We start from the raw sequence: 14469 nt of genomic DNA, 5'->3' as shown, positions 1-14469 counted from the left end.
CCCGACCATAAAGGCTCCTTAACGGATCATGAAACCGCGAAAAGAATGCCCACCCGGGCGCCGCCCAGCGGGGAGCGGGCGATCACCAACTGGCCGCCGGACTCGTCGGCGGCCCGGCGCACGATGTCCAGGCCAAGTCCGGTGGAGCCGGCCCCGCTGACCCCGCGCTGCACCGCCCGGGCCGGGTCCGCGATGCCCGGGCCGGCGTCATCGACAAGCAGGCCGTCCGGCGAGATGTGTACGCGGAACGCCGTCTTCTCGGGCGTGTGCGAGAAGACGTTGCCCAGCATCGCGTCGACCACCAGGATCAGCTCGCTGTGCGACTGGGGCAGCATCACCGGCACGTCGCCGCCGATGACCTCCCACGGCCGTTCCTGATCTTCGGCCAGCACCGACCAGAAGGCGAGCCGGTCGGCCAGCACCTCGACCAGGTCGGTTTTCTCCGGGCCGCGCGCCTGCGAACCCCTCCGGGTGCCGGTGATGATCGCTTCCAGCTCGGAATCGAGCAGGTCACAGGCCTGCCGCATCCGGTCGGCGACCGGGCCCGGCGGCATGGCTTCGGCGTCCAGGCGCAGGGCGGTCAACGGCGTACGCAAGCGGTGCGAAAGGTCGGCGGCCAGCTCGCGTTCGCGTTCCATCAGGCTGCGGAGGTCGTCGGCCATGGTGTTGAAAGCGTTCGCGGCGTCCTGCAGTTCGCGCGGGCCCATCGGCTCGACCCGGGTGGCCAGGTCGCCGCCGCCCAGCCGGCGGGTGGAGCCGGCCAGCTGCCGGGTGGCCTTGACCAGCTGGCCGCCCAGGCGGTCGGCCAGCAGCACCGAGCCGGCCACCAGCAGCACCGCCAGTCCACCCAGGACGAACCACGCGGTCAGGACACCGCGCTGCATCTCGGAATCCGGCACATAAACCTCGACCACCACGGTGCGGCCGTCGGTCAGGACCGTGGGCTGCAGGTAGGCGACGCCGTCGGGGGCCGGCGCCAGCACGGACCTTCGGTCCTGGGCGGCGATCGAGATCTGGCCGGCGTCGATGTGCGAGACGCCGATCGGGTCGGCCTCCGGCAGGTGTACGGCGAGCCGGCCCGCGCTACCGGCCGTGGTGCTGGCCACGGCGTTGGTCAGCAGGGTCGGATCGGCGTCCACGCCCAGCACCGTGACCAGGGACGTTGCCTGCTGCCGGGCGTCGCTAACGGCGCGGTCGTGGGCGATCTGGCGGGTGGCGACCGCCAGCGGTACGAGGAAGGCGAGCGCGACCATCGACGTGATCGCGAGCGCCAGCCGGTTGAGCGCCCACCTCACCGGGGATCGACCATCATCACGCCCACACCCCGTACGGTGTGCAGGAATCGGGGTTGGGCCGCCGTCTCCCCCAGCTTGCGGCGCAGCCAGGAGATGTGCACGTCGATGGTCTGTTCCTCGCCGATCCGGGCCTGGTTCCAGACCTCGTTCATCAGCTCGCGCCGGCTGATCACCTGGCCGACCCGTTCGGCCAGGTAGGCGAGCACGTCGAACTCGCGGCGGGTGAGTTGCAGCGGCTGGCCACGCAGTTCGGCCCGGCGCTGTCGCGGGTTGATGACCAGCTCGCCGACGACGATCTCGGGTGGGGCCTGGTCCACCGCGGAGCGGGCCCGGCGCAGCACCGCGTTGATCCGGGCCAGGATGTGCCCGCCGGAGAACGGCTTGGTCACGTAATCGTCGGCGCCGGCGCTGAGCAGGCTGATGATGTCGGCCTCGGAGCGGCGCGCGGTGGCCACGATGACCGGCACGTCCGAGACCGAACGCATCATCCGCAGCGCGTCGGTGCCGTCGATGTCGGGCAGCCCGAGGTCGAGAATGACCAGGTCGGGGCGCTCCTCAGTGACGATCTTCAGGGCGTCGGCGGCCCGGCCCACCGGCCGCACCACATGCCCGGCGTCGGTCAGCGCCCGGGACAGTGCGGCCGTGATGATGCGGTCGTCCTCGACCAGCAGGATCAGCGCCATGCGGTGCAGCATAGGTGTAGGTGAGATTATGGCCGCGTGCGATCTTCCCGGTGGGCTCCGATAGCGGGCTGGGCGGCCGCTACGGCGACCAGCATTGTGCTGGCCAGCGTGGCGATTCTTCCGGTGCTGCGCACCACCGCGCCGCAGGACGGCGCCCTGGCTCAGCTGCCGGCCGGCAAGACGGTCAGCTTCCCGGCGCCGCTGCCGGCGGTGACCGAGTCGAAAGCGCCGGAGGAAACCGCGCCGACGACGCAACGGCCGCGCACGACGGCTCCGACCAAGACCACCAGCAAGCCGGCCACCAACGCGCCGACCACGAAGGCGACGACCCCGCCGACCAAGACCGAGGACGGCTGGACGGTCACCACGGCCGACGACGGCCTGCGCACGTACGTGCGGTCATTCCAGGTGGAGGGCGGCCAGGCGGTCATCAAGATGACCTCCGACAGCGTGGTCACCCTGGTCACCGCAACCCCAGCCGAGGGGTACGCGGTGCAGAAGGTCCAGGATTCCCCGGACAACATGGCCGTCTACTTCAACGAGACGAACCACAGCTTCATCATTCACGCCACGTGGTGGGACGACCGCCCGTTCGCCGAGGTCAGCGAGATCGGTCAGTAAGCGGTCGCCCCACCGCAAATCAGCTGCTGGAAGGCACCGGCTCGCTGGGAACGGGATCCGGGCTGCTGGGCACCGGGTCGCTGGGCACCGGACCGCTCGGCCAGGGGCCGCTCGGCCACGGACCACTGGGCCGGGGACCGCTCGGGCGCGGACCTCCACCTCCGCCCGGGCCACCTCCCCCACCGGTGTTGCCGGCCGCGGTGCCCGAGGTCAGCTCGATGATCGGCGTCGCGCCGGTCAGGTCGCCGCCGCCGGACAGCCCCTCACCGAGCGGCGTCCCGGTGGCCGCGCCACCGGTGTAGAGCAGGTAGTGGGTTCCGGTCGCCACGTCGGCGGAGGAGAAGAGCACCGCCTGGAACGCCTTCGAGGTCTCGTAGGCCAGCAGCGGCGTCCCGTCGGCGGCGGCCAGCTGCACCAGCGTGCCAGCCGGCTGCCCGGCGGCGAAGCCGTAGAGCACCCAACCCTGCCCGGTGCTGGGCAACCGGCTGGTCACGGCACTGACCCCGGTCGACACGACAGTGCCACCGCTGAAGGTGAGCGCGCCGTTGGAGTCGAGACCGCCCTCGCCACCACCCCGGGTGGCTGAGCCCTTCACGACGACCACCCCGCCGGCGATGGTGAGCGCGCCGTTCGAGTCGAGTCCGTCGGTGCCACCGTCGACGATCACCGTGCCGCCGGTGATCTCGATGAGAGCGTTCGGCGCGGGTTCCATCTCGCCGACGCCCTCCTCGACCGCGTTGACCGCGTCGTCGGTCTGCGAGGTAGCTCGCACGATGCCCCCGCTGACCAGGATCTTCAGACCTTCGATCCCCTCGTACGAGCGGTTCACGCGGACCTCGCCCGCGCTGATCGTCACCACGCCGTCCGCGTGCACCCCGTCGTCGCCGCTGGCCACCGTGACGCTGCCGCCGTCGACGGTGACCGTGTCGTCCGAGTGCACGCCGTCGTCGACCGCGTCGATGGTGACCACGCCATCGCTGACCACCGCCGACTTGCCGGCGTTGAGGCCCTTGCCGGCGCTGCCCACGGTGATCGCACCGCCGTCGACAAGCACGTCGGTCTCGGCGTCGAGCCCGTCCCCGCCGGTCGAGGTGGCATTCACGGTGCCGCCGTTGACCGCGATGTAGCCGGCCGTGGCGTCGTCCTTGTTGTCGGACTTCAGGGCGTCGCCGCCGGACGTCACCGCGAGGGTGCCGCCATTGACCACCAGGTAGTCCTTGCCCCGCACCCCGTCGTCGACGGCCTGCACGGTGATCGCGCCGCCGTCGATGACCAGCCCGTCCTTGCTGGTGATGCCGTCGTAGGCGTTCCCGGTCACGGTCAGCGACCCGGACCCGCCGATGGTCAGGTCGGCCGCGCTGAACAGGGCCGCATTCGGCTCATCGACCCCCTCCGGGTAGACGTAGGTGGTCGCGTCGGACAGCACGTTCTGCGAGCCCGGCGCGAGCACCACCTCGGCCTCACCGGCCGCCAGGATGGCGATCGGCGCGCTGGTGGAGCTGCTGATGTCCACCCCGTCGAGGATCAGCCGGACCAGACCGGCGTCGGCGCTGTTCACCACGAGCTGGCCGTCGCTCAGCTTGCCGCTGATCCGGTAGGTGCCGGGCGAGCCGATGGTCACGGTCGCGCCGGCCACGGTGACGCCGGGGCCGGTCGCCCGGGCGCTGCCCCCGGTCAGCCGGATCCGGCGCTCGATCGGCCGAGGCCGGTGCCGGTCGTCCGGGCGGTGGCTGTCGTGGTCGGGGCGGTTGAGGGCTCGGGCCGCCGCCGCGGCGGTGCCGGGCGGGGCGGCCGAGTGGTGCGGTGCGGCGGCGGTTTTGGCCGGTGCGGCCGCAATCGCCACCGCCGAGGCGGCCACCAGGGTGATGGTGAACGCCACGGTCGCCGCGGGCATGGCGGCCCGCGGGATTCTGGGGGTCATGGATGGGTCCCTCCGTGAACGCCTGGTTACTCGAAGGCAAAATCGAAACCTATCAATGCATAAGAGCCGGGTACGGCGTTCCGAAGCTCAAGGTTTCCCGAGAGTTGACTATGAATTGACTGTGTTCGATCTGGATGCCTCGAAGCGGTGACTTCGCAGGTCAGGCGATTACCTGCGCCGCCTGCGGGTATGTGCTGGGCTAGGAGGGAGCACGCATGACGACGCATACCGAGCAACAGTCGACCGGTGATCTTGTCCGGCAGATGAGCGAACAGGTCTCCACCCTCGTACGGGAGGAACTCACCCTCGCCCGGATCGAGATGGTGGAGAAGGGCAAGCGGGCCGGGCTCGGCGCCGGCCTGTTCGGCACGGCCGGGGCTCTGGCGCTGTACGGGCTCGGCGCGCTCTTCGTCACCGTGGGTGCCCTGCTTGCCCTGGTCATGCCGGCCTGGGCGGCCGCACTGATCGTCACCGTGGTGCTGTTCGCCGCGGCGGGGGTGGCCGCGCTGATCGGCAAGAACCAGGTGAGCCAGGCACTGCCGCCCGAGCCGGAGGCCGCGATGGCCAGCGGCCGGCGTGATGTCGAGACGGTCAAGGACGCGATCCGGGAGGGACGGCACGCATGAGCGGCGATAACAGGACCGCTGACGAGGTTCGGGAGTCGATCGAGGAGACCCGGGCTGACCTCGGCGAGACGGCCGCCGCGCTGGCGGCCAAGGCTGACGTCAAGGCGCGGGTAAAGAACGCCGCGGCCGACAAGAAAGCCGAGATCAAGCAGGCGACCGTGGAGAAGACCCAGGAGCTCAAGGCCGTCACCACGGAGAAGGCCGCCGAGTTCCGGGAGTCCGCGGCGGAGAAGACGCAGGAGCTCAAGCGCGCCGCGGACAAGGCCAAGGAGGCCGCCGCGGTGAAGGCGGCCGAGGCGAAGGAAGCGGCCGCGATGAAGGCCGCGCAGGCCAAAGAGGCAGCCGCGGTGAAGGCCGCGCAGATCAGTGAGCAGGTGAGCGAGGTGCAGCAGACTACCGCGCAGGCCGCGGGCCGGGTGGCGAGCCAGGCCGGCGAGGTCGGCGACCAGGTCCGGCATCAGTTCACCGACGGTTCGCCGACCGACGTGGCCCGCCGGCCGATTCCGCTGGCCGCGGTGGCGGCCGTGGTTCTCGGTGCGGCCGCGATCGTGGCGACGGTGCTGCGCCGCCGGCGCTGACCAGCGACTCGGAAGACGGCACGCCCTACGGCGTGCCGTCTCCGGCTGTCCGGATGGCCACGGTGCTGGTCCGCCACTCCGCGACCAGTAGCGGCGCCGCGATCAGCAGCACGGCCATGGCCACCGTCAGTACCGGCCGCTGCAGGCTCCGGCTGTGCCGGATCGGGGCCTCCACCAGGAGGTACGTCACGATCGACAGCACGACGCTGACCAGCACCAGGGCCAGTCGGGTCCGGGCCGACAGCGGGCCGTACGACTGCTCGGCGATGATCAGCACCGGCCAGTGCCAGAGGTACAGCGGGTAGGAGATCCGGCCGATCCAGCGCAGCGGCGCCAGGCCGAGCAGCCCGTCCCCACGCCCGGCCAGCACCAGCACGGTGGCCAGCACCGGGAGCAACGCCGCGTACCCGGGCATCGGGGTGCTGTCGTCGAAACTTAGCGCGGCCACCACGATGCCGCCGAGCCCGACGCCGGCCAGCCCGGTGGACAGCGGGGCCGGGATCCGGTCGAGCCGGTCGGCTACCAGGGCGAGCAGGCAGCCGGCGCCGAGCTCCCAGCCCCGGGTGGCCGGCGAGAAGTACGACCAGGTGCCGGTCTGCCAGATCGAGCAGCCCACCGAGCAGGCGACGGCCAGACCGAGCAGCAGCGGGGTGGCATGCCGCAGGCCGAGCCAGATGAGCAGCCCGACCAGGGCCGGCCAGACCAGGTAGAACTGCTCCTCGACCGCGAGCGACCAGAGATGCTGCAGCGGCGAGGGTGCGGACTGTGACTGCAGGAAGTCGACGCCCTGGGCCGCGAAGTTGAAGTTGGCCGCGAACAGCGCCGCCCACCGGCCGTCCTCGGCGATCTCGTCGCCGCGCGCCGATCCGAGCCAGTGGTAACCGGCCAGCACCACGGTGACCAGCACCAGGGTGGCCGCCGGCAGGATCCGCCGGGCGCGCCGGCCCCAGAAGCGCAGCAGCGACAGCTCCCCGGTGGTGGCCATCTCGCGCATCATCAGCGAGGTGATCAGGAAGCCGGAGATGACGAAGAAGACGTCGGCGCCGATGTAGCCGCCGCCGACACCGGGCACCCCGGCGTGGAACAGGACGACCGCGATCACCGCGACCGCGCGCAGCCCCTCGATGTCGGGCCGGAACCTCAGGGACGGCCCGGCCGAGCGAGTCTCGGCCGGGCGTACCTCGGTTTTGGTCTCCGTCATCGAAACTGACGTTAACCGCTTCAACCAGACAAAGATCCCAAACGGGTACGGACCACGCGTTGAGCGGGAGTTTCCCGGAACCCGAGACGGGTGTCTGACATTTCTGGTAGCGGATTGACCTGGCCTGTCACCATGGCCCTGACAAAAACATGAAACGGGGGCGAGGCAGGGCGATGGACGGATTCGTCGGGGCCGTGCTGAGCTTCCCGACCGTCCTGTTCACCCCGTTGCTGATCCTCGTGATCGGGTTCTGGATCGTGGTGATCGCCGGCGGCGCCGACCCGGACGCGGGCGACAGCGGCGATCTGTTGAGTTTCGCGGGCCTCGGCGGCCTGCCGGTTTCCGTACCCGTCTCGCTTCTTGTCTTGTTTGCCTGGTTCGGCAGCCTGTCCGGCGCCGAATTCCTGCCGGTCTGGGTGGCGCTGGGCCTCGCCCTGGTGGTCGCCTGGATTCTCACCCGGCTCGCCGTCGTCGTCCTGCGGCGATTCGCCCCGGTGGGCACCGACCCGTCCCGCACCGACTTCGTCGGCCGCACGTGCGTCATCCGCACCGGCCGCGTGACCAGCACTTTCGGCCAGGCCGAGGTGCACGCCGAGGACGGCTCCTCCGCTATCGTCCAGGTCCGCCAAGCCGGCGACGACGACCTGCACGCGGGCACCGTCGCGGTCCTCTACGACTTTGACCCGAAGGGCGAGTTCTTCTGGGTCGTTCCCGCCGATATAGCCACAAAGGACGTTTGATGGACGTAATCTCGACAGGTCTGGGCATTCTCATCGCGGTCGTCGTTCTCATCGTTGTCGGGGTGCTGTTCTTCCTCAGTCGGATGTTCCGGAAGGTCGAGCAGGGCAAGGCGCTGATCATCTCCAAGGTGCGCCGGGTCGACGTGACCTTCACCGGTGCGGTCGTGCTGCCGGTGCTGCACAAATCCGAGATCATGGACATCTCGGTGAAGACGATCGAGATCGTCCGGACCGGCCGTGAGGGCCTGATCTGCCGGGACAACATCCGGGCCGACATCCGCATCACGTTCTTCGTGCGGGTCAACAAGACCACCGAGGACGTCATCAAGGTGGCCCAGGCGATCGGCACCGCCCGCGCCAGCAACGAGACCACGCTGCAGGAACTGTTCAGCGCGAAGTTCTCCGAGGCGCTCAAGACGGTGGGCAAGCAGCTCGACTTCGTCGATCTTTACACCAAGCGGCACGAGTTCCGCGACCAGATCATCGAGGTGATCGGCACCGACCTCAACGGTTACAGCCTCGAGGACGCGGCCATCGACTTCCTCGAGCAGACGCCGCTGATGTCGCTCGACTCCAAGAACATCCTCGACGCGCAGGGCATCCGGAAGATCACCGAGCTGACCGCGATCGAGGCGGTGCGCACCAACGACTTCCGGCGCACCGAGGAGAAAGAGATCACCCGGCAGAACGTCGAGGCCAAGGAGACGATCCTCGAGCTGCAGCGCCGGCAGGCCGACGCCGAGATCCGGCAGCGCCGCGAGATCGAGACGATCCGGGCCCGCGAGGAGGCCGAGATCGCCCTGGCCCAGGCCGAGGAGATGCTCCGGTCGGAGGGCGCGAAGCTCAAGACCCAGCAGCAGCTCGGTGTGCAGGAGGAGAACAAGGCTCGGGAGATCGCGGTCGCCGAGAAGAACCGCGAGCGGGTCATCGCGATCGAGACCGAGCGCATCGAGAAGGACCGGATGCTCGAGGTCATCTCCCGCCAGCGGGAGACCGAGCTGAGCACCATCGCCAAGGACAAGGAGGTCGAGGGCGAGCGCCGCTCGATCGCCGAGGTCATCCGGGAGCGGATCGCGGTGGAGAAGACGGTCGCCGAGCAGGAGGAGAGCATCAAGCGCCTGCGGGTGGTCGAGGAGGCCGAGCGCACCCGGCAGGCAGTGATCATCGCGGCCGAGGCCGAGGCGCAGGAACACCTGGTCAAGGACATCAAGGCGGCCGAGGCGGCCGAGACCGCGGCCAAGTTCAAGGCCCGCGAGGAACTGCTGCTGGCCGAGGCCCGCCAGCAGACCGCCGAGCTGGACACCCGCGCCAAGATCCGACTGGCCGAGGGCATCCAGGCCGAGGCGGCCGCGGCCGGGCTGGCCGACGTGCAGGTGCGCGAGCGCAACGCCGAGGTGGTGGAGAAGACCGGCAAGGCGGAGAACGTCGTCTCCCGGGAGAAGGCGCTCATCGCGGCCGAGTCGATCAAGGCGAAGCTGCTGGCCGAGGCCGAGGGCCTGCAGGAGAAGGCCGGCTCGATGGCGGCGATGGACAACGCCACCCGCGGCCACGAGGAATACCGCCTGCGGCTGGAGATGGAGAAGGAGATCCGGCTGGCCGGCATCAACGTGCACCAGCAGATCGCCGCGTCGCAGGCCGAGGTGCTCTCGGTCGGCCTGGCCAAGGCCGACATCGACATCGTCGGCGGCGACTCGATCTTCTTCGACAAGCTGCTCGGCTCGATCACGCTGGGCAAGAGCGTGGACGGCTTCGTGGAGAACTCGTCGGTGGCGCAGGCGTTCGGCTCCCGCTACCTCGACGGCGAGGGCGACTTCATGGGCGACCTGACCCGGGCGCTCGGCAACTTCTCGACGGCCGACGTGGCCAACGTCAGCCTGGCCGCGTTCCTCACCCAGCAGATCAAGTCGGGCCGCGGCGACACCGGCAAGCTGCGTGAGCTGCTCGCCACCGCCGAGAAGATGGGTATCGCCGACGCGAAGGTGCCGGCTGCCCGGTGACGCTCGACGCCGGAACATATGAGGTCCTGCGCGCCCGGCTGGGCGCGCAGGCCAAGGAGTTGGCCGCCCGCGCCGAGGCGCTGAACGACAAGCGGGTCGAGACGTTCGGCGGCCAGCAGCTGACTCTGCTCGGCACCGAGCGGGTGCGCACCGAGAACAACTGCGTGCCGCGGGACATCGCGCACGTGGGCGGCTCGATGCTGTTCGGCTACAACGTGTTCATCGGGCTGCGGGCCGAGACGTCGGTGGCCGACGTCTTCGCCGTGCACGAATACGTCGACGGCAAGCTGCAGCCGGCCGACCTTAAGAAGATCGACAGCCCGGCGTTCCAGAAGGACTTCGCCGAGCTGTACCGCTATTACAAGGACACCCGGCTGCTCCAGCTGCGGCGGCTCGAGGGGTTGCTGCTGGCGGTGTTCCAGACCGGGGCGCGCGGCGACGACCTCAAGGTGCTGCGCTGGCGGGTCGGGACCGACGGCACGGTGTCCTATCTCGACAACCGGGGCGAGCGCGACCACGTGTTCCCGCCGGCCTGGGACTTCGAATGGACGCCGACCACCCGCGAGCAGCACGTGCTCGGTCGGCACCCGCACGTCTCGATCGAGGATGCGGTCTTCGTCGAGACGGTCGGCGGCACCCTCACGGTCAAGGTGGAGAACAACACCGAGGACGGCGAGGGCATCTTCTCCGAACCGGTGGACGAGCCACTCCAGAGCCTGGCCGACGCTTCCATCGCGTACACCCGGATCGGGCCCTTGATCTTGCTCAAGGTTTTGCCCTACAAGGAGACCCGCGAGCGGTACCTCGTCTTCAACACCCGCACGCGGGATGTCAAGCGGCTCGACGGGATCGGGCAGGCCTGCCAGCGGCTGCCGGAGGACCAGGGGATCATCTTCCCGGGCGGGTATTACCTGGCCACCGGCCTGGCCCGGACGTTCGACGCGGACACCGCCGACCTGGAGTTCGAGCGGGTGCTGCGGTCGGTCAACGGCGAGGACGTGCTCTACGTCTTCCATGCCCGGGACGCCGGCCGCTACCTGCTGCTGCCCTACAACGTCATCCGCAAAGAGGTGGCCACCCCGATCACCTGCCACGGGTGGTCGCTGTTCGACGACGGCACGCTTATCGCGTTCCGGCACGACTCGGACGAACCCACCCGAGTGCACCCGATGCAGATCTGGCAGACGCCGTTCGTGTCCGACACGTACGCGGCGGCCCAGCCGATCGGCAGCGGGCCGCTCGACCGGATCGGCAACGCCGACCTGGTGCGGGGCATCGCCGACGCGCTGTCGGTGTCCCGGATGGTCGACGAGATGTCGCCGTCCGGGCCGGTCTTCGAGGCCATCATCGCGGCATGCTCGCGGCTGTTCGACAACTACTTCTGGCTGGCCGAGGCCGACCTGGACGACCTGGCCACCCCGCTGCGCGAGGTGCGGTCCACCGCCGAGCAGGTGCTCGACGAGTTCGAGTCGGTCCAGCAGCTCACCGCCCAGGCCGGCACCGCGGTCGAGGCGGCCGAGGCGGCCGCGACCGCGCTGATCCGGCGGGCCCGCGGCGAGGTGCCGACCGGCACCGACGGCTGGATCGGATTGCTGGCCTCGCTGCGCCAACAGCAGGGACACACGGTCACGCTGCGCGAGATGCGCTACGCCGACCTCGGCCGGCTCGACGCGCTCGAAGCGACCCTGGCCGGCGAGATCGATGAGACCGCCCGCCGGGCCGTCGAATTCCTGCGCCAGGAAGAAGCCTTCACCGGCTACCAGCGGGCGGTCGAGACGCTTGTCGGCGAGGCCGCGGCGATCGCCACCGTGGCGGCCGCGCAGCCGGTCGCCGACAAGCTCACCGAGCAGGCCGACGGCCTGCAGGTGGTGATCGACGTGGTGGGCGGGCTGGAGATCGCCGACGCCACCGTGCGGGTCGCCATCCTGGAACGCATCGGTGAGGTGCTCGGCGGCATCAACCGGGCCCGGGCCACCCTGGACGGGCGGCGCCGCGATCTGGCCGCGGTCGAGGGACGGGCCGCCTTCGCGGCCGAGTTCGCGCTGCTCGGGCAGGCCGTGACGGCCGGGCTCGCGGCGGCCGACACGCCGGAACGCTGCGACGAGCAGTCGGCCAAGCTGATGCTGCAGGTCGAGGCCTTGGAGACCCGATTCGGCGAGTTCGACGACTTCGTCGACCAGCTGGCGGCCAAGCGGGCCGAGCTCTACGAGGCGTTCGCGGGCCGGCGGCAGGGGCTGATCGACGAGCGGCAGCGGCGGGCCGACCGGCTTGTCGCGTCGGCCCAGCGCACCCTGGTCAGCGTGCAGCGGCGGGTCGCCGGACTGTCCACGCTGGACGAGGTCAACACCTACTTCGCCACCGATCCGATGGTCGCCAAGCTGCGGTCGGTCGCGGCCGATCTGCGTGAGCTCGGCGATGCCGTACGCGCCGAGGAGCTGGACGGACGCGTCAAGGCGGCCCGGCAGGAGGCCGGGCGCGCCCTGCGCGACCGCCTCGACCTGTATGGCGAGGGCGGCACCACGATCCGGCTCGGCCGGCACACCTTCGCGGTGAACACCCAGGCCATCGACCTGACGCTGGTGCCGGACGGCCCCGACCTGGCTTTCACCATCACCGGCACCGACTATCGGGCGCCGATCCGGGACACGTCCTTCATCGCCGACACCCGCCCGTTCTGGCCGCAGGCGCTGGCCTCGGAAAACGCGTCGGTCTATCGGGCCGAACACCTGGCGGCCGCGATCTTCGCGGCCGATCCGGCCGGTGCGGCGGTCGCGCTGGCCGATGGGTCCCTGCCCGATTTCGTACGTCGGGAAGCCGAGTCACGCATCGACGAGGGGTACGAGCGCGGCGTGCACGACGCCGACGCGGTGCTGATCCTGTCGGCGGTGATCCGCCTGCACGCCGGGGCCGGACTGCTGCGCTTCGAGCCGTCGGTGCGGGTCGCCGCCCAGCTGTTCTGGGTCTTCTCCACCACCGCCGAGCAGCGCACCGCCTGGACCGTGCGGGCGACATCGCTGGCCCGGGCCCGCACCGCGTTCGGCTCCGGCCTCCCGCTGGCCGAGCTGGCCGCCGAGATCTCCGCGGTCGCTCAGGAGCCCATCGGTGAGTACCTGGTCGAGGAGCTGGCCGGCGGGACGGCCGGGTTCGTCACCGCGGCCGGCGCCCGGACCTTCCTCGACAAGTTCCACCGGGCCGCCCGCGGCTACCTGGACGACCTCGCCGGGCTGCCGACCGTGGCCGAGCGGCGGCAGCTGATCACCGGCTGGCTGACCGCGTTCCGGTCGGCGGTTCCGGACGCCGGCAGCGAGGACGACCTTGTCGAGGCGGTCGCGATCGAACTCACCGGCACCCAGCTGACCCGGTACGACTCGGCGGCGGCCTTGGACGCCACGGTTGAAGGGCTGCTCGGCGTGCACCCCCGGATCACCGGCGGCCGGCTGGCGCTGCGGCTCGACCAGTTCCTGGCCGGGACCCGCTCGTTCCGCGAAGCGGCGGTGCCGGCTTTTAGGACGTACCAGAAACGGCGCAATGCCCTCGCCGCCACCGAGCGCGACCGTCTCCGCCTGGATGAATATCGTCCGGCGGTGATGACCGCCTTCGTCCGCAACCGGCTGCTCGACGAGGTCTACCTGCCGCTGATCGGCGACAACCTGGCCCGGCAGCTGGGCGCGGCGGGCGACGCCAAGCGCACCGACCAGTCCGGCCTGCTGCTGCTGATCTCGCCGCCCGGGTACGGCAAGACGACCCTGATGGAGTACGTCGCGAACCGGCTCGGCCTGGTCTTCGTCAAGGTCAACGGGCCGGCGCTGGGCCACGCGGTCACCTCGGTCGACCCGCTGGCCGCGCCCAACTCGACGGCCCGGCAGGAGATCGAGAAGATCTCGTTCGCGCTGGAGATGGGCAACAACGTCCTGCTCTACCTGGACGACATCCAGCACACCTCGCCCGAGCTGCTGCAGAAGTTCATCTCGCTGTGCGACGCGCAACGGCAGATGGAGGGCGTGTGGGAGGGCTCGGCCAAGCGGTACGACCTGCGGGGCAAGCGATTCGCGGTGTGCATGGCCGGTAACCCGTACACCGAGAGCGGGCAGCGCTTCCGGATTCCCGACATGCTGGCCAACCGGGCCGACGTGTGGAACCTCGGCGACGTGCTGAGCGGCCGGTCCGACGTCTTCGAGATGTCCTATCTGGAGAACGCGCTCACCTCGAACTCGGTGCTGGCGCCGCTGGCCACCCGCTCCCGGGACGACCTGCCGCTGCTCGTGCGGCTCGCCGCGGGCGACGAGACCGTCCGGCCGGACCGGCTCTCCTACGCGTATTCGGCGGCCGAACTTTCCCAGGTGCTGTCGGTGCTGCAGAAGATGCGGCGGGTGCAGCAGGTGGTGTTGCGCAACAACCAGGCCTACATCGCCTCGGCCGGGCAGGCCGACGACTCCCGCACCGAGCCGCCGTTCCGGCTGCAGGGCTCCTACCGCAACATGAACAAGCTGGCCGAACGCATCGTCCCGGCGATGAACGACGACGAGATCGAGGCGGTGCTCGACGACCACTACGCCGGCGAGGCGCAGACGCTGACCACCGGCGCCGAGGCCAACCTGCTCAAGCTGGCCGAGCTGCGCGGGCGGCTGACCCCGGCGCAGGCGTCACGTTGGGCCGAGGTTAAAGCGGCCTACCTGCGGTCGAAGGCGCTGGGCGGCTCCGGCGACGACCCGATGAGCCGGGCGGTGGGCGCGGTCGGCCTGCTCGCCGACCGGGTCGGCGACGTGTCCACGGCGATCGGCCGGCTGGGCTCTTCCTGATCTTGGCG

General features: G+C 70.3%; 10 protein-coding genes. 6 read left to right on the top strand and 4 right to left on the bottom strand.

What is annotated here, in order from left to right; all coding sequences use genetic code 11:
• Positions 1 to 26: 26 nt before the first annotated feature.
• Positions 27 to 1295, bottom strand: coding sequence for a sensor histidine kinase (locus Ate02nite_RS39210; protein WP_203812969.1), 1269 nt, complete (start codon positions 1293 to 1295; stop codon positions 27 to 29).
• The gene (locus Ate02nite_RS39205) at positions 1292 to 1978 is read right to left on the bottom strand and encodes a response regulator transcription factor (protein ID WP_203812968.1); all 687 of its coding nucleotides are present in this window, start codon (positions 1976 to 1978) and stop codon (positions 1292 to 1294) included. Before Ate02nite_RS39205 ends, Ate02nite_RS39210 begins: the two co-directional genes overlap by 4 nt.
• Before the next feature lie 36 nt (positions 1979 to 2014).
• On the opposite strand from Ate02nite_RS39205, the gene Ate02nite_RS39200 reads away from it, so the two are divergent.
• The gene (locus tag Ate02nite_RS39200) at positions 2015 to 2599 is read left to right on the top strand and encodes a DNA mismatch repair protein MutL (protein ID WP_203812967.1); all 585 of its coding nucleotides are present in this window, start codon (positions 2015 to 2017) and stop codon (positions 2597 to 2599) included.
• Positions 2600 to 2618: 19 nt separating this feature from the next.
• Here the strand turns inward: Ate02nite_RS39200 and Ate02nite_RS39195 are convergent, their stop codons facing one another.
• Positions 2619 to 4520, bottom strand: coding sequence for a carbohydrate-binding domain-containing protein (locus tag Ate02nite_RS39195; protein ID WP_203812966.1), 1902 nt, complete (start codon positions 4518 to 4520; stop codon positions 2619 to 2621).
• A 215-nt stretch (positions 4521 to 4735) separates the two neighbouring features.
• Between Ate02nite_RS39195 and Ate02nite_RS39190 the strand changes: the two genes are divergently transcribed.
• Together Ate02nite_RS39190 and Ate02nite_RS39185 are read left to right on the top strand one after the other, a co-directional pair.
• Entirely contained in the window at positions 4736 to 5146 is a 411-nt protein-coding gene (locus tag Ate02nite_RS39190) for a phage holin family protein (RefSeq protein ID WP_203812965.1), read from the top strand.
• Positions 5143 to 5724 (top strand): DUF3618 domain-containing protein, encoded by a 582-nt coding sequence (locus tag Ate02nite_RS39185; RefSeq protein WP_203812964.1) that lies wholly within the window; start codon positions 5143 to 5145, stop codon positions 5722 to 5724. Before Ate02nite_RS39190 ends, Ate02nite_RS39185 begins: the two co-directional genes overlap by 4 nt.
• A gap of 25 nt (positions 5725 to 5749) precedes the next feature.
• Here the strand turns inward: Ate02nite_RS39185 and Ate02nite_RS39180 are convergent, their stop codons facing one another.
• A complete protein-coding gene (locus tag Ate02nite_RS39180; RefSeq protein ID WP_203812963.1) occupies positions 5750 to 6925 on the bottom strand; it encodes an acyltransferase family protein in 1176 nt (391 codons plus the stop codon).
• 173 nt (positions 6926 to 7098) lie between these two features.
• Here Ate02nite_RS39180 and Ate02nite_RS39175 point away from each other — a divergent pair, with 173 nt between their 5' ends.
• The 3 genes from Ate02nite_RS39175 to Ate02nite_RS39165 are packed head-to-tail and all read left to right on the top strand — an operon-like array spanning position 7099 to position 14461.
• Positions 7099 to 7665 (top strand): hypothetical protein, encoded by a 567-nt coding sequence (locus tag Ate02nite_RS39175; protein WP_203812962.1) that lies wholly within the window; start codon positions 7099 to 7101, stop codon positions 7663 to 7665.
• Entirely contained in the window at positions 7665 to 9662 is a 1998-nt protein-coding gene (locus tag Ate02nite_RS39170; protein ID WP_203812961.1) for a flotillin family protein, read from the top strand. The genes Ate02nite_RS39175 and Ate02nite_RS39170 overlap by 1 nt, the downstream gene beginning before the upstream one ends.
• Positions 9659 to 14461 carry a DNA repair ATPase gene (locus tag Ate02nite_RS39165; protein ID WP_203812960.1) on the top strand — a complete coding sequence of 1601 codons (4803 nt, stop codon included), beginning with the start codon at positions 9659 to 9661 and terminating at the stop codon, positions 14459 to 14461. Before Ate02nite_RS39170 ends, Ate02nite_RS39165 begins: the two co-directional genes overlap by 4 nt.
• Positions 14462 to 14469 lie beyond the last annotated feature (8 nt).

This window comes from Paractinoplanes tereljensis (genome assembly GCF_016862435.1).
GTDB classification, from domain to species: Bacteria; Actinomycetota; Actinomycetes; order Mycobacteriales; family Micromonosporaceae; genus Actinoplanes; species Actinoplanes tereljensis.
This window is presented reverse-complemented; position numbering and strand designations above follow the sequence as displayed.